This is a genomic window from Enterobacter cancerogenus (genome assembly GCF_019047785.1).
Taxonomy (GTDB): domain Bacteria; phylum Pseudomonadota; class Gammaproteobacteria; order Enterobacterales; family Enterobacteriaceae; genus Enterobacter; species Enterobacter cancerogenus.
On the sequence record NZ_CP077290.1, the window covers coordinates 1,191,999 to 1,216,482 of the forward strand.

Consider the following 24,484-nt stretch of genomic DNA (forward strand, 5'->3'; position numbering starts at 1 on the left):
TTAATTGTGGGTTCGGTTTATACTTGTAAACCTAATTCTTTTCAAAATGGTTTACAAGTCAATTATGACCCAGGACGATCTCGACTTCGACAAGCTGCATATCTGGCACCCTTACACCTCCACGACCCGCCCCCTGCCCGTTTACCCGGTTGCGTCTGCTCACGGATGCGAGCTGCATCTCGCCAGCGGCGACGTGCTGGTCGACGGTATGTCCTCCTGGTGGGCGACGATCCATGGGTATAACCATCCGCGCCTGAACGCGGCGATGAAAACGCAGATTGACCGCATGTCGCACGTCATGTTTGGCGGCATTACCCATCAGCCGGCGGTGGATGTCTGCCGTCGTCTGGTGGCGATGACCCCCGACGCGCTGGAGTGCGTTTTCCTCGCCGATACCGGCTCCGTGTCCGTAGAGGTGGCGATGAAGATGGCGTTGCAGTACTGGCATGCGAAGGGCGAGCCGCGCCAGCGCTTCCTGACCTTCCGTAACGGCTATCACGGCGATACCTTTGGGGCGATGTCGGTCTGCGATCCGGATAACTCCATGCACAGTCTGTGGAAGGGATACCTGCCGGAAAACCTGTTTGCCCCCGCGCCGCAGAGTCGTTTCGACGGTGAGTGGGACGAGGCGGACATAGTGGGTTTTGCGCGTCTGATGGCAGCGCACCGCCATGAGATCGCCGCGGTTATTCTGGAGCCGATTGTTCAGGGCGCGGGCGGAATGCGCATCTATCACCCGGAGTGGCTCAAGCGCATTCGTAAGATGTGCGATCGCGAGGGCATTCTGCTGATCGCGGATGAAATTGCCACCGGCTTTGGTCGCACCGGCAAACTGTTCGCCTGTGACCACGCGGGGATCACGCCGGACATTCTGTGCCTGGGCAAAGCCTTAACCGGCGGGACCATGACGCTGTCCGCGACGCTTGCCACCCGCCACGTCGCGGACACCATCAGCGATGGCGAAGCGGGATGCTTTATGCACGGCCCCACGTTTATGGGCAATCCACTGGCCTGTGCGGTGGCAAGCGAAAGCCTCGCGATGCTGGAGAGCGGCGAGTGGCAAACGCAGGTGGCGGCAATCGAGGCGCAGCTCAAACAGGAACTGCACATCGCTTCGGATTCAGAGTTCGTCGCCGACGTGCGGGTGATCGGGGCGATTGGTGTGATTGAAACCACGCACCCGGTGAACATGGCGGTGCTACAGCGCTTCTTCGTTGAGCACGGCGTCTGGGTACGACCGTTCGGCAAGCTGATCTACCTGATGCCGCCGTATATCATTACCCAGGATCAGCTACGTAAATTAACTACCGCGGTCGTTACCGCTGTTAACATTCACGCGCATTTCACGATTTAACCCTATAGGTTACACTTCGTGAACGAGTGATTAACGAGGGTAAACCGTATGAAAATCATCAGTAAAGATTTGCGCGACGGCGAGAAACTGCCGGAACGTCACGTTTTCAACGGCATGGGCTATCAGGGGGATAATATCTCCCCGCATCTGGCCTGGGATGATGTGCCTGCGGGAACCAAAAGCTTTGTCGTCACCTGCTACGACCCGGACGCCCCAACCGGCTCCGGCTGGTGGCACTGGATTGTGGCTAACCTGCCTGCAGAAACCCGCGTGCTGCCGCAAGGTTCCGGCTCTGATCTGGTCGCCCTGCCAGAGGGCGCTATTCAGACGCGCACAGACTTTGGCAAAGCGGGTTACGGCGGCGCGGCTCCGCCAAAAGGGGAGACGCATCGCTACATCTTTACGGTGCATGCCCTCGACGTGGATCGCATTGAGGTGGATGAAGGTGCGAGCGGTGCGATGGTGGGCTTTAACGTGCATTTCCATACGCTGGGCAGTGCGTCGATCACGGCGATGTATTCGTAAAAAAAGCCGGGTGGCGGCTACGCCTTACCCGGCCTACGTGGCACAGATGTAGGCCCGGTAAGCGCAGCGCCACCGGGCAAAAAATCACAACACCGAAGGCACCAGCCCCACCAGCCTGCCCTCTTCCAGCAGCGCCATCGCCTTATCAATGTCCGGCGCAAAGAAGCGATCGTCGTCGTAATGCGTGACATGTTCGCGTAATTCGTGCCGCGCCTGCTCCAGCAGCGGGCTGGATTTCAGCCCTTCGCGCAGATCGATCCCCTGACATGCCGCCAGCCACTCAACCGCCAGCACGCCGCGGGTGTTGGACGCCATCTCCCACAGGCGGCGTCCGGCGGCGGGGGCCATCGAAACATGGTCTTCCTGATTGGCTGATGTTGGCAGGCTGTCCACGCTGTGCGGATGCGACAGCGCTTTATTCTCGCTTGCCAGCGCGGCGGCGGTGACCTGGGCGATCATAAAGCCCGAGTTTACCCCGCCGTTACGCACCAGGAACGGCGGCAGCTGGGACATGTGTTTGTCCATCATCAGCGCAACACGCCGTTCGGAGAGGGCACCGATTTCGGCAATCGCCAGCGCAATATTATCTGCCGCCATCGCCACGGGTTCGGCATGGAAGTTGCCGCCGGAAATCACCTCGTTTTCTTCGGCAAACACCAGCGGGTTATCCGACACGGCGTTGGCTTCGACCAGCAGCACCTCTGCCGCCTGGCGCAGCTGCGTCAGGCAGGCGCCCATCACCTGCGGCTGGCAGCGCAGCGAGTACGGGTCTTGCACCTTGTCGCAGTTGTGGTGAGATTCCGCGATGTCGCTGGAGTCGGTCAGCAGATGGCGGTACATCGCCGCCGCATCAATCTGCCCGCGCTGTCCGCGCACGTCATGAATACGCGCATCAAACGGACGACGAGAGCCGAGCACCGCTTCGGTGGTCAGCGCGCCGCAGACCACCGCAGAGGCGAAAAGGTCTTCCGCTTCAAACAGGCCGCGCAGCGCAAAGGCCGTGGAGGCCTGCGTGCCGTTGAGCAGCGCCAGCCCCTCTTTGGCCGCCAGCGTAATCGGCGTTAATCCGGCTTTTTGCAGCGCCTCTTTGGCGGGAAGCCACTCCCCCTGCCAGCGCGCCTTCCCTTCGCCCAGCAGCAGCAGCGACATATGCGCCAGCGGGGCGAGATCGCCGGAGGCGCCAACCGAGCCTTTCGCCGGGATCCACGGATAAACATTGGCATTCACCAGCGCCATCAGGGCCTGGATCACGCTCAGACGAATGCCGGAAAACCCGCGTGCCAGGCTGTTGATTTTGAGCACCATCATCAGGCGGACAATATTATCGTCCAGCGGCTGGCCGACGCCTGCCGCATGGGAAAGCACCAGCGAGCGCTGTAAATTTTCAAGGTCATGCGTTGCGATACGGGTCTGGGCCAGCAGGCCAAAACCGGTATTGATACCGTAGGCGGTGCGCCCTTCGGCCACAATGGCCTCGACGCAGGCCACGCTGTCGTTAATTGCCGCGTGGGCATTTTCATCAAGCGAAAGGGTCACCGGCTGACGCCAGACGTGACGCAGCTGCTTCAGCGTCAGCGAGCCAGGAGTGAGTGTTAAGGCGTTCATTGATGCTTTCCTTGTGTGGCAGGGACCATCGGCAGGTTGAGCCCCTGCTCTCTGGCACAGTCAATCGCAATCTCGTAACCCGCATCCGCGTGACGCATCACGCCGGTTGCCGGGTCGTTGTGCAGGACGCGCGCGATACGCGCGGCGGCTTCATCCGTTCCGTCACAGACGATGACCATGCCCGAGTGCTGGGAGAAGCCCATCCCCACGCCGCCGCCGTGGTGTAAAGAGACCCAGGTGGCGCCGCTGGCGGTATTCAGTAAGGCGTTGAGCAGCGGCCAGTCGGAGACCGCATCGGACCCGTCGCGCATGGCTTCGGTTTCCCGGTTTGGGCTGGCAACAGAGCCAGAATCCAGATGGTCACGACCAATGACAATCGGCGCGGAGACTTCCCCACTGCGCACCATTTCATTGAACGCCAGACCGAGTTTTTGCCGCCATTCCAGCCCCACCCAGCAGATGCGCGCCGGCAGGCCCTGGAAGTTGATACGCTCGCGCGCCATGTCCAGCCAGCGATGCAGATGTTCATCGTCGGCCACGATCGCTTTCACTTTGGCATCGGTTTTATAGATGTCTTCCGGGTCCCCGGAGAGTGCCACCCAGCGGAACGGCCCGATGCCGCGACAGAACAGCGGGCGGATATAGGCAGGGACAAAGCCCGGGAAGTCAAAGGCGTTTGCCACGCCCATCTCTTTAGCCATCTGGCGGATGTTGTTGCCGTAGTCGAAGGTCGGGATACCGCGCTCACTGAACGCGAGCATGGCAGAGACGTGTTCAGCCATCGAGCGTTTGGCGGCCAGCGCCGTGCCTTCCGGGTCGGTTTCGGCTTTCTGCTGATACTCTTCCCAGCGCCAGCCTTTCGGCAGATAGCCGTGCAGCGGATCGTGCGCGCTGGTCTGGTCGGTGACCAGATCGGGACGCACACCGCGCGCCACCAGTTCAGGGAGGATATCCGCCGCGTTAGCGCACAAGGCAATCGAAACCGCTTTCCCCTCGGCGGTATATTTTTGGATACGCGCCAGCGCGTCATCCAGATCGTTCGCCTGCTCGTCCACGTAGCGGGTGCGCAGACGGAAATCGATACGGCTCTGCTGGCATTCAATATTGAGCGAGCATGCGCCAGCGAGGGTTGCAGCCAGCGGCTGCGCGCCGCCCATGCCGCCCAGCCCGGCGGTCAGAACCCAGCGGCCCTTCAGGGAACCGTTATAGTGCTGGCGACCGGCTTCAACGAAGGTTTCGTAGGTGCCCTGCACAATTCCCTGGCTGCCGATGTAGATCCAGCTTCCCGCCGTCATCTGGCCGTACATTGCCAGCCCTCTGGCGTCCAGCTCGTTAAAGTGCTCCCAGGTGGCCCAGTGTGGTACCAGGTTGGAGTTGGCGATCAGCACGCGCGGCGCGTTTTTATGGGTTTTAAAGACGCCGACCGGCTTGCCGGACTGCACCAGCAGGGTTTCGTCGCTTTCCAGATGGGTCAGGGAATTCACAATGGCGTCATAGCATTCCCAGTTACGCGCGGCGCGGCCAATACCGCCATACACCACCAGCTCGTGGGGATTTTCCGCCACCTCGGGATCGAGGTTATTCATCAACATGCGCAGCGGGGCTTCGGTGAGCCAGCTTTTGGCAGTTAGCGTGGTGCCGCGCGGGGCGCGGACATCCTGCTGGCGATATTTATCTGACGACATTGTGTGCTCCTCATACAGGACAGATGATGTATTCAGATATACTTGTATAGACAAGCTCACACAAGGCTGGATTTAACAAAAAAGATACAATTTTGTTATATTGCGTTAGCTATCACGCTTTTTGCTTATGACATAAAGTGGCCCTGCAGCCGGTAGCGATTTCCCGGGAACAGCAGCTTCGCCTGGGACACAATCTGCGAGGAGGACCAGGTGCGACGCCGGATAAGCAGGCACGGGTCCTGCTCTTTAATCCGCAGCAGCTCGCACTCCTGCGGCGTGGCGCGAACGGCCTCGACGATGTGCTCTCCCTCGGTTAAGGGCGCCACGCGTGACAGATAGGCATGCGGCGTGGTTTGGGTGTAATCCTGCTCCAGGTACTCCGGCACGCGCTCGGCGTTGACGCAGCGGTCCTCGATTTGCACCGGAACGTCATTTTCGTAATGCACCATCACCGAGTGAAAAATCCGCGTACCTTCCTTAACGTTCAGCTCCACGGCCTGCTCCGCGCTGGCCTGCGTCGCTTCCAGTATCAGCACGTCGCAGCGGTGCTGGTGGTTACGCGCGGCGATTTCGTCCGCAATGCTGCGGATTTCAAACAGGGCGGACTGCCCTTTGGGTTCGGCGACAAAGGTACCGACTCCCTGCAGACGCACCAGCAGCCCTTCGTCGGTTAGCTCGCGTAGCGCCCGGTTGATGGTCATCCGGCTAAAGCCAAACTGCGCCACCAGCTCGGCCTCGGACGGAATGCGGTCGTGCGGTTGCCACACCCCCGTGGCGATTTTTTCGCTGATCGCCTGCTTCACCTTTTCATAAAACGGGGCAGGAGGGCTGGGTGGTTCCTGCGATGAGCGTGAAAACATGGTGATTCCTTATAGTGTTATGCCCACCAGTGAGCAATTTGCCAGGCCAGTCGGGCGGCAAGCCGCGCGCCCTGCCCGTCGCGATCGTAGTGCGGGTTAAATTCAACCAGGTCCGCCGCCGCCAGTTTTCCGCTGCGGCAGATCCGTTCGATGACGGGCATCAGATCCCGCGCGGAGACCCCTAACGCCGCGGGCGCCGAGACGGCGGGCATTTCGGCGGCAGGCAGCACGTCCAGGTCAATCGTGAGATAGACCCGATCGGCCTGAGCCAGCACCTTTTCCAGCGAGGATAACGCATCGCGCTGAAAACAGAGATCTTCCACCAGCGTGACCTTGAGCCGTTCCGCCTCATCCCACAGCGCCTGGGTGTTTGCCGCACGGCTTACCCCCAGACAGGCGTACTGAAATTCCCGCGACTGCGCGGCGCAGTAGCCTGCAAGCTGTCGAAACGGCGTGCCGGAGGTGGCGCGCTCGGCGTTGCGCAGGTCAAGATGCGCGTCCAGATTGACGATCGCCACGCGCTCGTCCGGGAACGCATCCAGCACGCCGCGCCCGTGCGCCCACGCGGTTTCGTGTCCACCGCCGAACACCAGCGTGCGCATGCCGGATTGCTGGCATAAGGTTACCACATCGCTTAACGTCTGCTGAGCGGCTTCAAGCGCCTCGCCTGCAACCTGAACGTTGCCCGCATCCGCAAGGCGTTCATGCCCGGCATGGCTGGCCATATTGGCCAGCGCCGCACGCAGCACATCAGGAGCCTGCGCCGCCCCGGGCCTGCCGCGGTTGCGTTTGACACCCTCATCGCATTCAAAGCCAATCAACGCGATACCTGACGCCTGCGGCGTAAACGGCTCACTCAGATCGATGGTCTGGAAAATACGTTTTGCGTTGCTGGCCTCGGCGCTGTCGTCGCGCCCCTGCCAGACCTGCCCTTGTGCGGGCTGCCACAGCGTCATGATGCTTTCCCCCGAAATACGCGTTGATACAGCGGGTTGCGCCCCGGTTCGTACACCATCTCCACCGGATGCCGCGCGTCCCAGATGATGAAATCGGCCACATAACCGGCTTTAAGCTGCCCGTGGGTTTCTCCGCGCCCAAGCGCCCGCGCCGCATGACGGGTGACACCGGCCCAGGCTTCTTCCGGGGTCAGGCCAAACTGAACACAGGCCATATTCATCGCCAGATGCATGCTGGCAAAGGGGCTGGTGCCGGGGTTGTAATCTGTCGCGACGGCCATCGGGACGCCCTGCTGTCGCAGCTGTTCAACCGGCGGGCGCTGGCGCTCCTGGAGAAAATAGAATGCACCGGGCAGAAGCACCGCCACCGTGCCGCTGTGCGCCATCGCCTGCACACCCTCTTCATCCAGATACTCAATATGATCGGCGGAGAGCCCGTGATAGCGGCTGACCAGCGCCGCACCGCCGAGATTCGAGAGCTGCTCGACATGCCCTTTCACCGGAATGCCCAGCGCCGTGGCCGCCTGAAACAGGCGCTCGGTCTGCGCGGGCGTAAACCCGACGTTCTCACAGAATACATCCACCGCTTCGAACAGCCCTTTTTGCCACAGGTCGGGCATGATGTGCTCGCAGACCAGCGTCAGGTAAGCGTCCGGATCGCCGCGAAACTCCGCCGGTACCGCGTGGGCGGCCAGCAGCGTCGACCCGATCTCAACCGGATTGTCACGGGCAAGCTGGCGCGCCACCTGCAGCATCTTCTCTTCGGCGTCGGCGTTGAGTCCATATCCTGACTTGATTTCAAGAGTTGTCACGCCTTCGCGCATCAAACGCTGCAAGCGCTGTTGGGCCAGTTGCAGTAAGGTCTCCTGCGAGCTGCCGCGTGTGGCCGTGACGGTGGCGTTTATTCCCCCGCCCTGGGCGGCAATCGTCTGGTATGCCATGCCGTTCAGGCGCTGCTCCCACTCCGCCGCGCGGTCGCCGCCAAACACCAGATGGGTGTGGCAGTCGATCAGCCCGGGCGTTACGAGACGCCCTTCAAGATCGATGCAGCCAGGGTGGTCGGCAGGAACATCCTCATCAGGAATGACCGCCAGGAGCGTGTCTTCGCGAACCACCAGCGCGCTGTTGTCGGTAAGGCCATAGGGGGCGGGATGGTCAGGATCCATTGTTGCCAGGCGCGCATTACGCCAAATCACATCGTCAGGATGAATCTGCTGCATGGGGCTTCCGCTTGTCATGGGTTGTATAGACATTTATTTTCATCTGGCGGCGACTGTCAACCGACTTCGAGGAAAATGTTATCTATTTGTGACGACTTACCCGCCTCGCCCGGCGGAAAAATGCAACTTTTACCGTTTTTATCTTCCCGTTTCGCTCAACTTAGTATAAAAAAGCAGGCTATTTCGTCTATCCCGTTAAGACTTGCATACCCAGGAGCTTTACCTTGAACATTTCCAGGATTTCCCGTCTGGCGCTGGCACTCGCATTTGGCGTGACGTTATCCGCATGCAGTTCAACACCACCGGACCAACAGCCTTCTGAGCAGGTTGCGCCGGGAACCGCCTCCCGCCCAATCCTCTCTGCGGATGAAGCGAAAAACTTCAGCCAGGCGCGCTACTTCACGGCAATGGATCCGAATGCCGCCCCCTGGACTCCGTCTTCTATTAACCTGCCTAAGCAGCCCGATTTCGTGGTCGGCCCGGCAGGTGCGCAGGGCGTGACGCACACCTCCATCCAGGCTGCAGTCGATGCGGCGATCACCAAACACAGCGCGTCGCGTCAGTACATCGCGATCATGCCGGGTGAATACGAAGGTACCGTTTACGTACCCGCCGCGCCGGGCAGCGTGACGCTGTATGGTCTGGGCGAAAAAGCCATTGATGTGAAAATTGGTCTGGCGATTGATTCTGAAATCGACACCACCACCTGGCGCCACCTCGTGAACCCTGCCGGAAAATACATGCCGGGTAAACCTGCGTGGTACATGTTTGATAACTGCCAGAGCAAACGCACCGCAACCGTGGGCGTGATGTGCTCCGCCGTTGTCTGGTCTCAGAACAACGGTCTGCAGCTGCAAAACCTGACCATTCAGAACACCCTGGGCGACAGCGTGGATGCGGGCAACCATCAGGCCGTGGCGCTGCGCAGCGATGGCGACAAGGTGCAGATCAACAACGTGAATATTCTGGGCCGTCAGAACACCTTCTTCGTGACCAACAGCGGCGTGCAGAACACCCTGCAGAATAACCGTCTGACGCGCACGCTGGTGACCAATAGCTACGTTGAAGGCGATGTGGATCTGGTGTCCGGTCGCGGTGCGGTGGTCTTCGATAACACCGACTTCCGCGTGGTGAATTCCCGTACCCAGCAGGAAGGCTACGTGTTTGCGCCGGCGACACAGTCCAACCTGTTCTACGGTTTCCTGGCGGTAAACAGCCGTTTCAACGCCTCCGGTGACGGTGTGGCACAGCTGGGCCGCTCTCTGGATGTCGACGCGGCCACCAACGGCCAGGTCGTGATCCGCGACAGCGTGATCGGCGAAGGTTTCAACGTGGCGAAACCCTGGGCCGATGCCGCCATCTCTAAACGTCCCTTCTCCGGCAATACCGGTACCGTGGATGATAAAGGCAACGTGCAGCGCAACCTGAACGACGCAAACTTCAACCGCATGTGGGAATACAACAACCGCGGATTGGGTAGCAAAGTGGTTGCAGAGCCGAAGCAATAAGTCTGATTCCAGACATAAAAAAACCTCGCATTTGCGAGGTTTTTTGTTTTATGCCCGTCAGTGCGCGTTAACGACCACCCACATTGGCCCCTGGCCGACGGCATAGCGCCCTTTTTCTTCCAGCAGTCCCTGCACGCCTTTGATTTCATACACCGCAATATGGTGCGATTTCTGCCCTGCGGCAATCAGGAACCGACCGCTGTGATCGACATTAAAGCCGCGCGGCTGGGTTTCCGTTGGCTGGAAGCCTTCAAGAGAAAGGATGCTGCCGTCTTCGGAGACGCTGAACACGGTGATCAGGCTCGAGGTACGGTCGCAGGTATACAGATGGCGTCCGTCCGGGGTGATGTGTATGTCCGCCGCCCAGCGGGTATCGGCGAAGTCAGACGGCATCATATCCAGCGTCTGTACGCACTCAATCTGACCGTTCGGATCGCTCAGTTCCCACACGTCCACGGAGCTGTTCAGCTCATTCACCACATACGCATACTGCTGGTTCGGGTGGAAGACCATGTGACGCGGGCCCGCGCCCTCAACGGTGGTGACCTCAGCGGGGGTTTGCGCCACCAGGTGACCATCGTCGCTCAGGGTAAACAGGCAGATGCGATCCTGCTTCAGCGCAGGTACCCACAGGGTGCGGTTGTCCGGGGAGATATTGGCCGAGTGGCAACCTTCGAGCCCTTCCACCACGTCCACCGTTTCAACCGGAATGCCGTCCTCAAGACGCGTCACGCTTACGCAGCCGGCGTTATACGAACCGCTGAAGATAAAGTTGCCTTTGCGATCGGTTGAGATGTGTGTAGGGCTTCCCGGCAGCGGTGCTTCGGCGGTATAGGTCAGGGCGCCGTCATCTGGCGAAATGCGGTACGCCAGCACGCGAAACTCCGGGCGCACGCCAACGTAGAGAAAACGTTTATCCGGGCTGACCACCATCGGCTGGACCTGTCCCGGGACATCAACAACCTGCACCAACGTGAGCGAACCTTCGGCATTCAAACTCCAGACGTGGATCTGCTGACTTTCAGGACTGGCGGTATAAACGGTTTGTTTCATGAATACTCCTTTCCTCACTGCGCGTGAAAGTGATTATTTTTAACGGCGAATGCTGAATTGTAGTCCGGAATTTTGCAGCGATCTGCTCTCGGTGTACCATCCCCTGAGACCTTAAATTCAACATTAACCCGGAAGAACAAATGACCTCGCGTGTGATTGCACTGGATTTAGACGGAACACTGCTTACTCCTCAGAAAACCCTGCTCCCCTCTTCTGTCGACGCGCTCAAGCGCGCGCAGGAAGTGGGTTATCAACTCCTGATCGTAACGGGTCGACATCACGTTGCCATCCATCCTTTTTATCAGGCACTGGGCTTAGATACACCTGCAATTTGTTGTAATGGCACTTATTTGTATGATTATCAGGCAAAAAAGGTCCTGGAATCCGATCCGCTTCCCGTCGATAGCGCGCTGCAACTCATTGACCTGCTGGATGAGCACGACGTGCACGGCCTGATGTACGTGGACGAGTCCATGATGTACGAGCGCGCAACCGGCCACGTGATCCGCACCAGCAAGTGGGCTTTGTCGCTGCCGGAAGCGCAGCGCCCGGTCTTCACGCAGGTATCTTCTTTGCGTCAGGCGGCTCAGGAGGTTAACGCAATCTGGAAATTTGCCCTGACGGATGAAGACACCGGAAAACTGAACGCCTTCGCCAGCCGCGTAGAGCAGGCCCTGGGGCTGGAGTGCGAGTGGTCCTGGCATGACCAGGTGGACATTGCGCGTAAAGGCAACAGCAAAGGCAAGCGCCTGACGCAGTACGTCGAATCTCAGGGCGGGTCAATGCAGGACGTGATTGCCTTTGGCGACAACTACAACGACATCAGCATGCTGGAAGCTGCCGGTACGGGCGTGGCGATGGGCAATGCCGATGACGCGGTAAAAGCGCGTGCTAACGTGGTGATTGGGGACAACACCGTCGACAGCATCGCGCAATATATTTATACCCACCTGCTGTAATCAGGTGGTGATCGAGACGCTCTTGATTTGCGCATAGAGCCACAGGCCGGGTTTGATGCCGAGTTCATCCCTGGCCCACGGACTGATCCGCGCCCAGAGCGTCTTGCTGCCCACCTCGAGCTTCACCTCGACCTGCCCGTTATCGTCTAAACACTCTGCCACCTTCGCACGCAAAATATTGCGGATGCTGGTTTGTAGCGGCGGCTGCAGCACTAACGAGACGTCCGAGGCCTGAATACGAATACGCAGCGCAGACTGCAACGGTTTATCGATCCTGTTGACCCAAAGATGCTGGTCACCCAGCGCGAGCGCGGTCATGGCATAGTGCGGATGGTGCTCAAGCACGTTGACCTTGAGAATGCTGCTCTGCTGCTCTTTGGGTAGCCACGGGTGCATCACGCTGCTGCCCCAGACCGCCTCCAGATTGCCAAACGCCTTGACGCTGCCGTTTTCCAGCACCAGCACGTTATCTGCCAGATGCAGGATCTCATCCAGCGAATGGCTGACGTACAGCATCGGAATATTGATTTCGCGCGCCAGACGCTGGAGATACGGCAGCAGTTCACGTTTGCGCGGAATGTCCAGCGAGGCCAGCGGCTCGTCGAGCAGCAGCAGCTCCGGCGCGGTCAGCAATGCACGGCCAATCGCCACGCGCTGTTTCTCCCCGCCTGAAAGCGCCGACGGCAGCCGGTCGAGAAGCGGTTCAATCCCCAGCAGCGCCACCAGCTTATCAAACTGCCCGGACATGCTTTTCGCCATGCCGTAGCGCAGATTACCGCGCACGCTGTAGTGCGGGAACAACCGCGCGTCCTGGAACACGTAGCCGATCCGCCGCTTTTCGGGTGCCAGGTAAATCTTGTTTTCCACGTCATTTAAGACGCGGTTATTCAGCACGATGCGCCCGGACTGCGGGCGCGTCAGGCCGCTAATGGCATTGATGAGCGAGGTTTTCCCGGCGCCCGACACGCCAAAAATGGCGGTGATGCCGCTCGCGGGCAGCGTTTCGTTGAGCGTGAGGCAGTGGCTTCCCAGCGTCTGGGTAAAATGAAGTTCCAGCATGATTATTTCCCCATCCGCTCACGGCTAAGGCGCGCCAGCCACTCAGACACCAGCAGCGACGCCAGCGCCAGCACAATGGCGATAATACACAGCCGCGCCGCCGCGCCTTCCCCGCCAGGGGTTTGAATGAGGGTGTACATCGCCGACGGGAGAGTCCGCGTCTCGCCAGGAATGTTAGAGACAAAGGTAATGGTGGCACCAAATTCGCCCAGCGATCGCGCGAAGGCCAGCACGGTGCCAACGATAATGCCCGGCAGGGTAAGCGGCAGCGTGATGGTGAAAAAGACCCGCCAGCGCCCCGCGCCCAGCGTGCGGGCAGCCTGTTCCAGTTTGATATCAACGCCTTCCAGCGCCAGGCGAATGGCCCTGACCATCAGCGGGAATGACATCACCGCTGCCGCCAGCACGGCACCGCGCCAGCTGAAGGCAAACGTCAGGCCGAACCAGTCGTACAGCCGTTCGCCGATAAAACCGCGTCGCCCCATCGAGATCAGTAGCAAATAGCCAACGACCACGGGCGGTAAAACAAGCGGGAGATGAAGCACGCTGTCGAGCAGGGCTTTGCCTGGGAACCGGCAGCGAACCAGTAGCCAGGCAAAGAAGATCCCGAAGGGTAAACTCAGTACAACTGCCAGGGAGGAGACTTTAAGGCTCAGCAGCACGGCCTGCCATTCAGGATCGGTCAACATCATTCGTGAGTCGTAAATCCGTAACGTTTAAAGATGGCTGACGCTTCCGGCCCCTTCAGGTAATCATAAAAGGCCGTTACCGCCGCATTTTTGTGCCCGTCAACAATCGCAACAGGATATTCCACTTTCTTGTGCGAGTCTTCCGGGAAGGTGCCAACGACTTTTACCCCTTTGCTGGCGACGGCATCAGAGCCGTAGACGATGCCCAGTGGCGCTTCGTTGCGCTCAACCAGCGCCAGCGCGCCGCGGACATCTTCAGCCGGGGCCAGTTTTGGCGAGAGTGACGCCCACGCGCCCAGCTTCTGCAGCGCCTCTTTGGCATAAATCCCGGCCGGGACATGCGCCGGATCGCCAACGGCCAGTCGACCACCGTTCAGCAGGCGTATCCACGGGGTCTCTTTGCTGATATTAATGTCGCCCTGCGCGCTGTCTTTTGGTGCCACTACCACCAGGCTATTGCCCAGCAGCGTTTCGCGGGTGGCGGTATCAACGGATTTTTTCTCTACCGCATAATCCATCCACTTCTGGTCGGCGGAGATAAACAGATCCGCAGGCGCACCCGCTTCTATCTGGCGGGCAAGCGTGGACGACGAGGCAAACGAGGAGACCACATCAACGTTTTTCTCTTTCTTATACGCGGTCGCGATATCCTGCATAGCATTGGTGAGCGATGCAGCCGCAAAAACCGTGATTTTACCCTCGTCAGCCAGCGCGTGTCCGGCCAGAGAAAGCGTCAGCGTTGCCCCTGCGAAAAGGCGTACCCATGTACCTGCCATTTGTAGCTCCTGTGCATTTCGTTATATACATATAAATATAACGATAACCGCAGGGATATCCTAGCGTTAAATCGTACCGATTAATGAGTAAACCCGGCTACTGCAGAAATAACTATCGGCGGAAAGGGGAAAAACTTGAGAGCAAAACGCCCGGGCTGGCCGGGCGTTCTGAGGGGAATTATTGCTGCTTTTTAGGCTGGTCTCTGTGACCGATGTTCGAAAAGACGTTGAACACTTCACCCAGGCCGTAGATGGCACCGAGGATGATAGCCATCACTACTGGTACCATGATCACGGCGAATACCAGACTCTTCAACAACTCTAACATGGTTTTCTCCAGATTGTGTGAACCGCTTTATTCTACCCTGAACGGTAAGAAAAACATCCCCTTTTGTGCGGTGCGCTTTGCGCGCTGCGCCATTTGGGTCACAATACCCTTTTTGCCAGGACATTGTTATGCAGGCCGAAATTCTCCTCACTCTCCGTCTTCAGCAGAAGCTTTTCGCCGATCCACGACGCATCGCCCTGCTTAAACAAATAGAACAGACTGGTTCAATTAGCCAGGGGGCGAAAAACGCAGGCATCAGCTACAAAAGCGCCTGGGACGCCATCAACGAGATGAACACCCTGAGCGAGCAAACGCTGGTTGACCGGGCGACGGGCGGAAAAGGCGGTGGCGGCGCGGTGCTTACCCGCTACGGGCAACGCCTGATCCAGCTTTACGATCTGCTGGCCCAAATCCAGCAGAAAGCGTTTGACGTGCTGAGCGACGACGACAACGTTCCGCTGGACAGCCTGCTGGGAGCTATTTCGCGCTTTTCGCTGCAAACCAGCGCCCGCAATCAGTGGTTCGGCACGGTCACGGCGCGTGATAATTCGCAGGTTCAGCAGCATATTGAGATCCTGCTTGCCGACGGCACCACCCGCCTTAAGGCCGCCATCACCGCGCAAAGCGGCCAGCGCCTGGGGCTGGAAGAAGGCAAAGAGGTGCTGGTGTTACTCAAAGCCCCCTGGGTGAGCATGACCCGCCAGCCGGAGCAGGCTAAAGAGGCGGATAATCAGCTGCAGGGCACCATTAGCCATATTGAACGCGGCGCGGAGCAGTGCGAAGTGCTGATGACGTTGCCCGACGGGCAGATGCTTTGCGCCACGGTCCCCCTGCACGACGCGGCGGATCTGGAGGAAGGTGCTGAAGTCACCGCATATTTCAACGCGGACCGGGTGATTATCGCCACATTATGCTAAGCGCATTGACAATCGTGCCGACAGTGGGTATCCCTGACATATATTGCTGCAAAAAATGGGATAAATCATGTCATCATTGCATATTTCGCAAGGCACGTTTCGTCTTAGCGATACCCGAACGCTGTCGCTTCCTGATTTAACGCTGCGAGCCGGTGAGAGCTGGGCATTTGTCGGCACAAACGGCAGCGGAAAATCGGCTCTTGCCCGCGCGCTGGCCGGAGAGCTTACCCAGCTCAAGGGTGAACGCCGCTGTACCTTTACCCGCCTGACGCGCCTCTCGTTCGAACAGTTGCAAAAGCTGGTCAGCGATGAGTGGCAGCGCAACAACACCGATCTGCTTAGCCCCGGAGAAGAAGATACTGGCCGCACCACGGGGGAGATCATTCAGGATACGGTCAAAGACGACGCGCGCTGCAGGCACCTGGCGGAGCAGTTTGGCATCACAGCCCTTCTCGGGCGCCGCTTTAAATACCTTTCTACCGGCGAGACGCGCAAAACGCTGTTGTGCCAGGCGCTGATGAGCGAGCCGGACCTGCTGATCCTCGACGAGCCGTTTGACGGGCTGGACGTGCAGTCCCGCGCCCAGCTGGCGACCCTGCTGGAGAGGCTCAATCAGCAGGGTTACACGCTCGTGCTGGTGCTGAACCGCTTTGATGAGATCCCGGACTTTGTGCAAAACGCAGGCGTGCTGGCCGACTGTAACCTGACCGAAACCGGTGAGAAATCCACCCTGCTCAAACAGGCGCTGATTGCTCAGCTGGCCCACAGCGAGAAACTGGACGGTATTGCGCTTCCGGAACCGGATACCCTTTCCGCGCGCCACGATTTGGACCCCCACCAGCCGCGCATTGTACTGCGCGACGGTGTGGTGTCGTACGACGATCGCCCTATCCTTAATCATCTGAGCTGGACGGTAAACCCCGGTGAGCACTGGCAGATTGTCGGCCCTAACGGCGCGGGGAAATCCACGCTGTTAAGCCTGATTACCGGCGATCATCCGCAGGGCTACAGTAACGATCTTACGCTGTTTGGCCGCCGTCGCGGCAGCGGCGAAACCATCTGGGATATCAAAAAGCATATTGGCTACGTCAGCAGCAGCCTCCATCTGGATTATCGCGTCAGCACGACGGTGCGCAACGTGATCCTCTCGGGCTTTTTTGACTCCATCGGCATTTATCAGGCGGTGTCGGATAAACAGCACAAGCTGGCGCAGCAGTGGCTGGATATTCTGGGGATGGATAACCGCGTGGCGGATGCCCCTTTTCACAGCCTCTCGTGGGGCCAGCAACGGCTGGCGCTGATCGTTCGCGCGCTGGTAAAACACCCGACGCTGCTGATCCTGGACGAGCCGTTGCAGGGGCTGGACCCGCTCAACCGCCAGCTGATCCGCCGCTTTGTGGATGTGCTGATTAGCGAAGGCGAGACGCAGCTGCTGTTTGTCTCCCACCATGCGGAAGACGCCCCCGCCTGCATCACCCATCGGCTGGAATTTGTGCCAGACGGCGAGTGCTACCGTTACCTTCTCAGCAAGATCGACTGACCCCGGAGGGCGGTGCCCTCCTCTTTTCAGACTACCTGCAGCACTAAATCTATCTCTTTGATCTATAATGCCCTCTGGCCCCCCGAACAGGCGCGTGAAAACCAGTGTAAGCGATTCCACTATTTTATCCCATGTCACACTTTTGTCGTCTCTGTTATGCTATGGTTAATTCATACCATAAGCCCAATGGAGCGAAATATGCGAGTTCTGGTAACAGGTGGTAGCGGTTACATAGGAAGTCATACCTGCGTGCAGCTGCTGCAAAACGGTCATGATGTCATCATCCTCGACAACCTGTGCAATAGTAAGCGCAGCGTGCTGCCTGTGATTGAACGTCTTGGCGGTAAACAACCCACTTTCGTGGAAGGCGACATCCGCAACGAAGCGTTGATGACCGAGATCCTTCACGATCACGCGATTGAAACCGTGATCCACTTCGCTGGCCTGAAAGCAGTTGGCGAATCGGTGGCAAAACCGCTGGAGTATTACGACAACAACGTCAACGGCACGCTGCGGTTAATCTCGGCGATGCGCGCGGCGAACGTTAAAAACTTCATCTTCAGCTCATCCGCGACCGTCTACGGCGATCAGCCCAAAATCCCTTACGTTGAAAGCTTCCCGACCGGCACGCCGCAAAGCCCGTATGGCAAAAGCAAGCTGATGGTCGAGCAGATCCTGACTGATTTACAGAAAGCACAGCCGGAGTGGAGCATTGCGTTGCTGCGCTATTTCAACCCGGTCGGCGCGCATCCATCAGGCGATATGGGCGAAGATCCGCAGGGTATTCCCAATAACCTGATGCCGTACATCGCCCAGGTTGCCGTTGGCCGTCGCGAATCGCTGGCCATTTTTGGCAACGACTATCCAACCGAAGACGGTACCGGCGTGCGCGACTATATCCACGTGATGGACCTGGCCGACGGCCACGTGGCGGCCATGCAGCAGCTGGCTGGCAAAGCGGGTGTGCATATTTATAACCTCGGTGCCGGGGTCGGCAGCAGCGTGCTCGACGTGGTGAATGCCTTCAGCAAAGCCTGCGGGAAGCCGGTGAATTACCACTTTGCTCCACGCCGCGACGGCGACCTTCCCGCTTACTGGGCGGATGCCACCAAAGCCGATAAAGAGCTTAACTGGCGTGTCACCCGCACGCTCGATGAAATGGCACAAGATACCTGGCACTGGCAGTCACGCCACCCGCAAGGCTATCCGGACTAAGGATTTGTCATGACGCAATTCAACCCCGTCGATCACCCGCATCGTCGTTTTAACCCGCTCAGCGGGCAATGGATTTTGGTCTCTCCGCATCGCGCCAAGCGCCCCTGGCAGGGGGCGCAAGAGACGCCTGCAAAACAGACGCTGCCCCAGCACGATCCGGACTGTTTCCTCTGTCCGGGCAATACGCGCGTGACCGGTGACAAAAACCCGGACTATACAGGCACCTTCGTCTTTACCAACGATTTTGCCGCGCTGATGACCGACACGCCGGATGCACCGGAAAGCCACGATCCGCTGATGCGCTGCGAAAGCGCCCGTGGAACCAGCCGCGTGATCTGTTTCTCGCCGGATCACAGCAAAACGCTGCCGGAGCTGAGCGTTGAGGCGCTTAAAGAGGTGGTCAGCACCTGGCAAGCGCAGACGGCAGAGCTGGGCCAAACCTACCCGTGGGTGCAGGTGTTTGAAAATAAAGGCGCGGCCATGGGCTGCTCCAACCCGCATCCGCACGGCCAGGTCTGGGCGAACAGCTTCCTGCCGAATGAAGCCGAGCGCGAAGATCGCCTGCAAAAAGCCTATTTTGCCGAAAACGGCTCGCCGATGCTGGTGGACTATACCCAGCGCGAGCTGGCCGACGGCAGCCGCACCGTGGTCGAAACCGAACACTGGCTGGCGGTAGTGCCCTACTGGGCGGCGTGGCCGTTTGAAACGCTGCTGCTGCCAAAAGCGCACGTTCAGCGCATCACCGATCTCAGCGATGCCCAGCGCGATGACCTTGCGCTGGCGCTGAAGAAGCTGACCAGCCGTTACGACAATCTCTTCCAGTGCTCCTTCCCGTACTCCATGGGCTGGCACGGGGCACCGTTCAACGGTGAAGAGAATGCACACTGGCAGCTGCATGCCCATTTCTATCCGCCGCTGCTGCGTTCCGCGACGGTGCGTAAATTTATGGTGGGCTACGAAATGCTGGCGGAAACCCAGCGCGACCTGACGGCAGAACAAGCGGCAGAGCGTCTGCGTGCCGTGAGCGATGTCCACTACCGCGAATCAGGAGTCGAATAAATGAGTCTGAAAGATAAAACACAGTCCCTGTTTGCTGAAAAATTTGGCTACCCTGCCACCCACGTTATCCAGGCCCCCGGGCGCGTGAACCTTATCGGGGAACATACCGATTATAACGACGGATTTGTTCTGCCCTGCGCCATCGACTACCAGACGGTGATCAGCTGCGCCACACGCGACGACCGCACCGTGCGCGTGATCGCGGCAGACTACGACAATGAGATCGACGAGTTTTCTCTCGATGCCCCTGTCGTGACCCACGACACACAACAGTGGTCGAACTATGTGCGCGGCGTGGTGAAGCATCTGCAGCAGCGTAACAAAAATTTTGGCGGCGCAGATTTAGTCATCAGCGGCAACGTTCCGCAAGGGGCGGGTTTAAGCTCGTCGGCCTCGCTGGAAGTGGCGGTCGGTACCGTGTTCCAGCAGCTTTACCATCTGCCGCTGGACGGGGCGCAAATTGCCCTTAACGGCCAGGAAGCAGAAAACCAGTTTGTGGGCTGTAACTGCGGCATTATGGATCAGCTTATCTCCGCGCTGGGCAAAAAAGAGCATGCCCTGCTGATTGACTGCCGCTCTCTCGGCACCAAAGCCGTACCGCTGCCGAAGGGCGCCGCGGTGGTGATTATTAACAGTAATTTCAAACGCACGCTGGTGGGCAGCGAGTACAACACCCGCCGCGAGCAGTGCGAAACCGGGGCCCGCTTCTTCCAGCAGCCCGCGCTGCGCGATGTCACACTCGACGAGTTCAATAAGGTGGCGCACGAGTTGGACCCGACCGTGGCAAAACGCGTGCGTCACGTCCTGACGGAAAACGCGCGTACCGTTGAAGCCGCCTGCGCGCTCGAAAAAGGTGACCTCAAACGCATGGGTGAGCTGATGGCTGAATCTCACGCCTCCATGCGCGATGATTTCGAAATCACCGTTCCGCAGATCGACACCCTGGTTGAGATTGTTAAAGCGGCTATCGGCGATAACGGTGGCGTGCGCATGACCGGTGGCGGTTTTGGTGGCTGTATCGTGGCGCTAATCCCTGAAGACCTGGTGCCAGTGGTCCAGGACGCCGTGGCGAAGCAGTACGAAGCCAAAACGGGCATCAAAGAGACATTCTATGTCTGTAAAGCCTCACAAGGAGCCGGACAGTGCTAAAAGAGACGCCAAACCTCGCACCGGATGGACTGCCGTATCGCCTGTTAACCCTGCGCAATGAAGCAGGGATGGTGGTGACGCTGATGGACTGGGGCGCTACCCTGCTCTCCGCCCGCGTGCCGATGCCGGATGGCAGCGTGCGCGAAACCCTGCTCGGCTGCGCATCACCGGAACAGTATGTTACCCAGACGGCCTACCTTGGCGCGTCGGTGGGCCGTTATGCCAACCGCATTGCGCAGAGCCGCTTCGAACTCGACGGCGTCGGGTATGCCCTCCTGCCAAGCCAGGGTGACAATCAGCTGCACGGTGGGCCGGAAGGCTTCGATAAACGCCGCTGGAAAATCGTTCAGCAGAACGACGGGGAAGTATTGTTTTCGCTGGATTCGCCCGATGGCGACCAGGGTTTCCCGGGCGCGCTCTCTGCCTCGGCACGCTTTACCCTGACCGACGATAACCGCATTGCCATTGAGTATCGCGCGACGGTGGATCAACCTTGTCCGGTTAATCTCACCAACCATGCCTACTTCAACCTGGACGGTAACACCAGCGACGTGCGCCAGCACAAGCTGCAGATACTGGCCGATGAATACCTGCCGGTAGATGAGATGGGCATCCCGTATCAGGGGCTGAAAGCCGTAAGCGGCAACAGCTTCGATTTCCGCACGGCTAAGCCCATCGGCCAGGATTTCCTGAGCGATGACGACCAGCGTAAGGTGAATGGCTACGACCACGCCTTCCTGCTCCAGGCGAAAGGCGATCTGCGCCAGCCTGGTGCACAACTGTGGTCAACCGATGAGAAACTGCAGATGACGGTCTACACCACCGCCCCGGCCCTGCAGTTTTATTCGGGCAATTACCTCAACGGTACTGCGGCGCGCGAGGGGGATGAATACCGTAACTGGCAGGGCGTGGCGCTGGAAAGTGAATACTTGCCCGACAGCCCTAACCACCCGGAATGGCCGCAGCCCGACTGCGTGCTGCGTCCGGGTGAAGAGTACGTCAGCGTGACGGTTTATCATTTTATCCCTGCCTGAAAATAACCAATACGCCCACCGCAAAGGGTGAGCGTGGGTTCAGAGATTGCGGTAGGTCGCCAGTTGGTAGCCCTGTTCAAGCAGGGCTTGTTTTAACTCAGGTGAGGTGAGAGTTTCCAGCTCTTCGAGCCTGGGCTCGCAGTAGTGGCTCTGGCGAACCACATTATCGACAAAGCCGGGATGACACATCATCTCTAGAGATGTTGCCCCTTCTTCTTTGGCCTTTTGCAGCGCATCGATGAAAAAGGCGATAGTGGCATTTTGCCCATAAAAATCGCCATTAAACCTCTCCGGTCCGCGTACAGGCGCAGGCATAGGGCTGGTGCAGGTGGTCTTGCCGTCCATGCGGATGGGCAACCCCTTTTCGCGACAAAAACGTTCCACCTGCCGCCATACTTGCGGAATAAAATGAACGTGATGGTGGCTGTCAATATGGGTTGGCTGCCGGCCAAACAGGACAATAAAGCGCTCATACTGCGCATGTAGTTCGGCGGCAATGTCTCCATCCTGCAACAGCCCCTGTTCCGCTGTGTCCCATATCCATTTACCGAGCTTCCCTTCCCGCGCAAGCGAAGACATGGCGGTAAGCGGCACGCCGAAACTCAGCACAAAATGCAGTCCGATCCCTAGCCCGGGCAAATCTGCACTCAGGCTGGCCGCGTGTTCAATGGCGTTGGCATTCATCATCGCCGTCGTTGACGTCACGACGCCGTGACGATGCGCTTCAATAATGCCGTAATTAATGGCTGGACTCAGTCCAAAATCATCCGCATTCACAATAACCCGCATTGACATTCGCTTTTCCTTATTGGTGATTAAGCGCGCGCACGGCATCAGCAAACTGCGGCAGATACGCCTGGTGGGCCAGCAGCAGCTCCTTCGCCAGGCATTCCGCGCTGGTGTCTGAGCCAATGAGTGGATTAAGATTCAGCGCCAGTAAAATATCGTTGAAATCACCGTTTAGCGCCGCGCGTGCTGCAGCAATTTCAAAGGCTTTCAGAGTGTGAATTAACCCCAGAACGTTATCATCAAAATGTCTTATTCGCGGATGAGGCGTGGCCCCCTCTTTTCCTAACAGACAGGTCATTTCAACTGCCCACTCTGCTGGAATATTCTCAACGTGACCACGATGTGTAATATTAATATAATGCTCGGTCTGTTTATCGTTGTAGATGGCGTTGATCGCTTCACACGCTGCGTCGGAGTAATATGCTCCGCCACGCGCGTCCAGTTCCGGGGGTTTAGTATTAACTTGCGGGCTGCGATAGATATCGAAAAGCTGTTTCTCCAGTTTTTGCACTACCTGCGCACGAACACCACCTTTGTGATACTCGCCCAACTCTATCGCCAGCATCTCTTTTTTCTTAAAGTAATAGAGTAAATAAGAACAGGGGATCAGGTTCAATGCACGAATAAATCCTTCGCTAAATGGCAGGCTATAAATATTTCTGACGGTACTACCACTTATTGTGCCCGATGCGACAAGATCAAGTATTTCAGCAAAGCGCGACTGGCCGTTGACCTGCACCTCTTTAATAAATACCAGATGATTAAGCCCGAACAGATCTATGGAAAGCGTATCTTCCGGCGTGAGCGCCAGGATATCCTGAATGAGCATCTTCATTCCGACCGGCACATTACAGATGCCAATGAATCGTCTAAAGTCAGTGTGTCGAAAGACAGCTTCGGTCACCATCCCTGCCGGATTGGTGAAATTCACGATCCAGGCCTGGGGACAGATCGCCTGCACATCGCGGATAATGTCAAATATAACGGGTATGGTACGTAAGCCTTTGAATAGCCCGCCTGCACCATTTGTCTCCTGCCCCAAAAAACCATGAGACAGCGGAATGCATTCGTCAAGCTCGCGCGCCTTTAACTGGCCCACACGGAACTGCGTGGTGATAAAATCCGCGTTGACCAGCGCCTCCTGCCGATTGAGCGTTTTATAAATCTTAATCGGCAGATTTGCCTTCGCGACCATTCGCTCGCAGAGCGCGTGAATAATATTTAGCTTTTCTTCGCCCTCCGGCACATCCACCAGCCACAGTTCACTGACCGGGAGTTCAGCGAAACGCTTAATAAATCCATCGACTAACTCAGGGGTATAACTGCTACCTCCCCCTATCGTTACGATTTTTAATTTTTTCATCCTGTGTCTCACGTTGAAGAATTTAATTTACCAGTCGCCGCCGATAGTGACCCGGCGTGACGGAGGTTAGCTTCTTAAAATTATTAATAAACATGCCCGGACTGCTGAAACCCGCATCAAAAGCAATATCCGTGACTGAGAAATTTGTGGTTTCCAGTTGCTGTTTTGCGTAATTAATGCAGATTTCGTTTATGAGTTGCCCGGGTGTTTTTTTATAATAGCGATTCGTAGCTCTCGTCAGGTAAGATTGTGTTTTCCCTGAAAGCCGAACCATATTTTCCAGAGCATTCTCTGCAAAAAGAGATTTATTATGCATCTGCCGAATCAGCCGGGTAAGCCATCCAGGAAATTGACTCTCATCTTGTGAATTATCGTAATGGTATAATCGATTAACGATGTAAAAAGTTAAAAGCTTATTGAACTCATCAAATTCACCAGGATGGGTATTCAGCGTTGCGAGCGTGGATTCGATATAGTTTAAAAAATCTGCCGAAACCGAATAACGCTGCGATGCCACGAAACAGGGTGGCAACATGTGCAGATAATACTCCTCAAAATAACATTTGCCGATCCCCATGTTAAGTATCCGGGTCACGCCATAGTCATAATACGTCTGGTGATGGGATCCAATTGGAATAAAGACAAAATCCCCTCTGGACAATTCGACCCTTTTACCATTTATATTCTGGCTGCATAGTCCATTCAAAATAAGCGTAAATTCGTAATAATCATGTTCATGTAAGCCACTCATACTTTCTGTTTTATCAAGAATGAAAAAATAGAAATCCTTTCCCTTCAAAAACTGGCTTTCATGTACGGTATGGAATTCCATGACCGACCC

At 57.6% G+C, this 24,484-nt stretch carries 23 protein-coding genes; 10 read left to right on the top strand and 13 right to left on the bottom strand.

Translation table 11 applies throughout. From position 1 onward, the window contains the following. Nucleotides 1-46: 46 nt before the first annotated feature. Together bioA and I6L58_RS05535 are read left to right on the top strand one after the other, a co-directional pair. Nucleotides 47-1,354, top strand: coding sequence for an adenosylmethionine--8-amino-7-oxononanoate transaminase (bioA, locus tag I6L58_RS05530; RefSeq protein ID WP_088207646.1), 1,308 nt, complete (start codon nt 47-49; stop codon nt 1,352-1,354). 48 nt (nt 1,355-1,402) lie between these two features. Then, nucleotides 1,403-1,879, top strand: coding sequence for a kinase inhibitor (locus I6L58_RS05535; protein ID WP_058610573.1), 477 nt, complete (start codon nt 1,403-1,405; stop codon nt 1,877-1,879). An 84-nt stretch (nt 1,880-1,963) separates the two neighbouring features. Here I6L58_RS05535 and hutH read toward each other — a convergent pair whose 3' ends face one another. The 5 genes from hutH to hutI form a co-directional block, all read right to left on the bottom strand. Continuing rightward, on the bottom strand, nt 1,964-3,484 hold the full coding sequence (gene hutH, locus I6L58_RS05540; protein WP_006177248.1) for a histidine ammonia-lyase: 1,521 nt from the start codon (nt 3,482-3,484) through the stop codon (nt 1,964-1,966). Beyond that, a complete protein-coding gene (gene hutU, locus I6L58_RS05545) occupies nt 3,481-5,169 on the bottom strand; it encodes a urocanate hydratase (RefSeq protein WP_006177247.1) in 1,689 nt (562 codons plus the stop codon). Before hutU ends, hutH begins: the two co-directional genes overlap by 4 nt. Nucleotides 5,170-5,294: 125 nt before the next feature. Then, a complete protein-coding gene (locus tag I6L58_RS05550) occupies nt 5,295-6,029 on the bottom strand; it encodes a histidine utilization repressor (RefSeq protein ID WP_088207647.1) in 735 nt (244 codons plus the stop codon). 17 nt (nt 6,030-6,046) lie between these two features. Continuing rightward, on the bottom strand, nt 6,047-6,985 hold the full coding sequence (gene hutG / locus I6L58_RS05555) for a formimidoylglutamase (protein WP_088207648.1): 939 nt from the start codon (nt 6,983-6,985) through the stop codon (nt 6,047-6,049). Continuing rightward, nucleotides 6,982-8,205 carry an imidazolonepropionase gene (gene hutI, locus I6L58_RS05560; RefSeq protein ID WP_088207649.1) on the bottom strand — a complete coding sequence of 408 codons (1,224 nt, stop codon included), beginning with the start codon at nt 8,203-8,205 and terminating at the stop codon, nt 6,982-6,984. The genes hutG and hutI overlap by 4 nt, the downstream gene beginning before the upstream one ends. Nucleotides 8,206-8,429: 224 nt before the next feature. Between hutI and I6L58_RS05565 the strand changes: the two genes are divergently transcribed. Then, a complete protein-coding gene (locus I6L58_RS05565) occupies nt 8,430-9,713 on the top strand; it encodes a putative acyl-CoA thioester hydrolase (protein WP_006177241.1) in 1,284 nt (427 codons plus the stop codon). Between the two features lie 57 nt (nt 9,714-9,770). Here the strand turns inward: I6L58_RS05565 and pgl are convergent, their stop codons facing one another. Next, nucleotides 9,771-10,766 (bottom strand): 6-phosphogluconolactonase, encoded by a 996-nt coding sequence (pgl, locus tag I6L58_RS05570; protein WP_006177240.1) that lies wholly within the window; start codon nt 10,764-10,766, stop codon nt 9,771-9,773. A gap of 140 nt (nt 10,767-10,906) precedes the next feature. On the opposite strand from pgl, the gene I6L58_RS05575 reads away from it, so the two are divergent. Further along, the gene (locus I6L58_RS05575) at nt 10,907-11,725 is read left to right on the top strand and encodes a pyridoxal phosphatase (protein ID WP_088207650.1); all 819 of its coding nucleotides are present in this window, start codon (nt 10,907-10,909) and stop codon (nt 11,723-11,725) included. Here the strand turns inward: I6L58_RS05575 and modC are convergent, their stop codons facing one another. The 4 genes from modC to I6L58_RS05595 all read right to left on the bottom strand — a co-directional run bounded on the left by modC (nt 11,726) and on the right by I6L58_RS05595 (nt 14,577). Then, a complete protein-coding gene (gene modC / locus I6L58_RS05580; protein ID WP_088207651.1) occupies nt 11,726-12,784 on the bottom strand; it encodes a molybdenum ABC transporter ATP-binding protein ModC in 1,059 nt (352 codons plus the stop codon). It abuts the gene before it with no gap. 2 nt (nt 12,785-12,786) lie between these two features. Next, the gene (gene modB, locus I6L58_RS05585; protein WP_006177237.1) at nt 12,787-13,476 is read right to left on the bottom strand and encodes a molybdate ABC transporter permease subunit; all 690 of its coding nucleotides are present in this window, start codon (nt 13,474-13,476) and stop codon (nt 12,787-12,789) included. Then, complete coding sequence (modA, locus tag I6L58_RS05590; RefSeq protein ID WP_088207652.1) at nt 13,473-14,249, bottom strand: molybdate ABC transporter substrate-binding protein; 777 nt, start codon at nt 14,247-14,249, stop codon at nt 13,473-13,475. Before modA ends, modB begins: the two co-directional genes overlap by 4 nt. Nucleotides 14,250-14,427: 178 nt before the next feature. Beyond that, nucleotides 14,428-14,577: an AcrZ family multidrug efflux pump-associated protein gene (locus I6L58_RS05595; RefSeq protein WP_042321036.1), complete on the bottom strand. Its 150-nt coding sequence runs from the start codon at nt 14,575-14,577 to the stop codon at nt 14,428-14,430. A gap of 128 nt (nt 14,578-14,705) precedes the next feature. On the opposite strand from I6L58_RS05595, the gene modE reads away from it, so the two are divergent. The 6 genes from modE (at nt 14,706) to galM (ending at nt 21,491) form a co-directional block, all read left to right on the top strand. Next, entirely contained in the window at nt 14,706-15,494 is a 789-nt protein-coding gene (gene modE, locus I6L58_RS05600; protein WP_006177231.1) for a molybdenum-dependent transcriptional regulator, read from the top strand. Between the two features lie 67 nt (nt 15,495-15,561). Beyond that, complete coding sequence (gene modF, locus I6L58_RS05605; RefSeq protein ID WP_088207654.1) at nt 15,562-17,034, top strand: molybdate ABC transporter ATP-binding protein ModF; 1,473 nt, start codon at nt 15,562-15,564, stop codon at nt 17,032-17,034. Nucleotides 17,035-17,232: 198 nt separating this feature from the next. Next, nucleotides 17,233-18,249: a UDP-glucose 4-epimerase GalE gene (gene galE, locus I6L58_RS05610; RefSeq protein ID WP_042321030.1), complete on the top strand. Its 1,017-nt coding sequence runs from the start codon at nt 17,233-17,235 to the stop codon at nt 18,247-18,249. A gap of 9 nt (nt 18,250-18,258) precedes the next feature. Then, nucleotides 18,259-19,308 (top strand): galactose-1-phosphate uridylyltransferase, encoded by a 1,050-nt coding sequence (gene galT / locus I6L58_RS05615; RefSeq protein WP_088207655.1) that lies wholly within the window; start codon nt 18,259-18,261, stop codon nt 19,306-19,308. Further along, on the top strand, nt 19,309-20,457 hold the full coding sequence (gene galK, locus I6L58_RS05620) for a galactokinase (RefSeq protein WP_088207656.1): 1,149 nt from the start codon (nt 19,309-19,311) through the stop codon (nt 20,455-20,457). Then, the gene (galM, locus tag I6L58_RS05625; protein WP_088207657.1) at nt 20,451-21,491 is read left to right on the top strand and encodes a galactose-1-epimerase; all 1,041 of its coding nucleotides are present in this window, start codon (nt 20,451-20,453) and stop codon (nt 21,489-21,491) included. The genes galK and galM overlap by 7 nt, the downstream gene beginning before the upstream one ends. Nucleotides 21,492-21,530: 39 nt before the next feature. On the opposite strand, the gene chbG is transcribed toward galM, so the two are convergent. The 3 genes from chbG to chbR are packed head-to-tail and all read right to left on the bottom strand — an operon-like array spanning nt 21,531 to nt 24,475. Continuing rightward, on the bottom strand, nt 21,531-22,286 hold the full coding sequence (gene chbG / locus I6L58_RS05630) for a chitin disaccharide deacetylase (RefSeq protein ID WP_088207658.1): 756 nt from the start codon (nt 22,284-22,286) through the stop codon (nt 21,531-21,533). A 10-nt stretch (nt 22,287-22,296) separates the two neighbouring features. Beyond that, nucleotides 22,297-23,643, bottom strand: a complete 1,347-nt coding sequence (locus I6L58_RS05635) for a 6-phospho-beta-glucosidase (RefSeq protein WP_088207659.1) — start codon at nt 23,641-23,643, stop codon at nt 22,297-22,299. Nucleotides 23,644-23,665: 22 nt separating this feature from the next. Further along, nucleotides 23,666-24,475, bottom strand: coding sequence for a transcriptional regulator ChbR (gene chbR / locus I6L58_RS05640; RefSeq protein WP_088207660.1), 810 nt, complete (start codon nt 24,473-24,475; stop codon nt 23,666-23,668). Nucleotides 24,476-24,484: the final 9 nt, after the last annotated feature.

Bases quoted from the DNA above. Each gene is read 5' to 3' on its own strand.
- bioA (WP_088207646.1), top strand. From the start codon at position 47: ATGGTTTACAAGTCAATTATGACCCAGGACGATCTCGACTTCGACAAG.
- I6L58_RS05535 (WP_058610573.1), top strand. From the start codon at position 1,403: ATGAAAATCATCAGTAAAGATTTGCGCGACGGCGAGAAACTGCCGGAA.
- hutH (WP_006177248.1), bottom strand. From the start codon at position 3,484: ATGAACGCCTTAACACTCACTCCTGGCTCGCTGACGCTGAAGCAGCTG.
- hutU (WP_006177247.1), bottom strand. From the start codon at position 5,169: ATGTCGTCAGATAAATATCGCCAGCAGGATGTCCGCGCCCCGCGCGGC.
- I6L58_RS05550 (WP_088207647.1), bottom strand. From the start codon at position 6,029: ATGTTTTCACGCTCATCGCAGGAACCACCCAGCCCTCCTGCCCCGTTT.
- hutG (WP_088207648.1), bottom strand. From the start codon at position 6,985: ATGACGCTGTGGCAGCCCGCACAAGGGCAGGTCTGGCAGGGGCGCGAC.
- hutI (WP_088207649.1), bottom strand. From the start codon at position 8,205: ATGCAGCAGATTCATCCTGACGATGTGATTTGGCGTAATGCGCGCCTG.
- pgl (WP_006177240.1), bottom strand. From the start codon at position 10,766: ATGAAACAAACCGTTTATACCGCCAGTCCTGAAAGTCAGCAGATCCAC.
- I6L58_RS05575 (WP_088207650.1), top strand. From the start codon at position 10,907: ATGACCTCGCGTGTGATTGCACTGGATTTAGACGGAACACTGCTTACT.
- modC (WP_088207651.1), bottom strand. From the start codon at position 12,784: ATGCTGGAACTTCATTTTACCCAGACGCTGGGAAGCCACTGCCTCACG.
- modB (WP_006177237.1), bottom strand. From the start codon at position 13,476: ATGATGTTGACCGATCCTGAATGGCAGGCCGTGCTGCTGAGCCTTAAA.
- modA (WP_088207652.1), bottom strand. From the start codon at position 14,249: ATGGCAGGTACATGGGTACGCCTTTTCGCAGGGGCAACGCTGACGCTT.
- I6L58_RS05595 (WP_042321036.1), bottom strand. From the start codon at position 14,577: ATGTTAGAGTTGTTGAAGAGTCTGGTATTCGCCGTGATCATGGTACCA.
- modE (WP_006177231.1), top strand. From the start codon at position 14,706: ATGCAGGCCGAAATTCTCCTCACTCTCCGTCTTCAGCAGAAGCTTTTC.
- modF (WP_088207654.1), top strand. From the start codon at position 15,562: ATGTCATCATTGCATATTTCGCAAGGCACGTTTCGTCTTAGCGATACC.
- galE (WP_042321030.1), top strand. From the start codon at position 17,233: ATGCGAGTTCTGGTAACAGGTGGTAGCGGTTACATAGGAAGTCATACC.
- galT (WP_088207655.1), top strand. From the start codon at position 18,259: ATGACGCAATTCAACCCCGTCGATCACCCGCATCGTCGTTTTAACCCG.
- galK (WP_088207656.1), top strand. From the start codon at position 19,309: ATGAGTCTGAAAGATAAAACACAGTCCCTGTTTGCTGAAAAATTTGGC.
- chbG (WP_088207658.1), bottom strand. From the start codon at position 22,286: ATGTCAATGCGGGTTATTGTGAATGCGGATGATTTTGGACTGAGTCCA.
- I6L58_RS05635 (WP_088207659.1), bottom strand. From the start codon at position 23,643: ATGAAAAAATTAAAAATCGTAACGATAGGGGGAGGTAGCAGTTATACC.
- chbR (WP_088207660.1), bottom strand. From the start codon at position 24,475: ATGGAATTCCATACCGTACATGAAAGCCAGTTTTTGAAGGGAAAGGAT.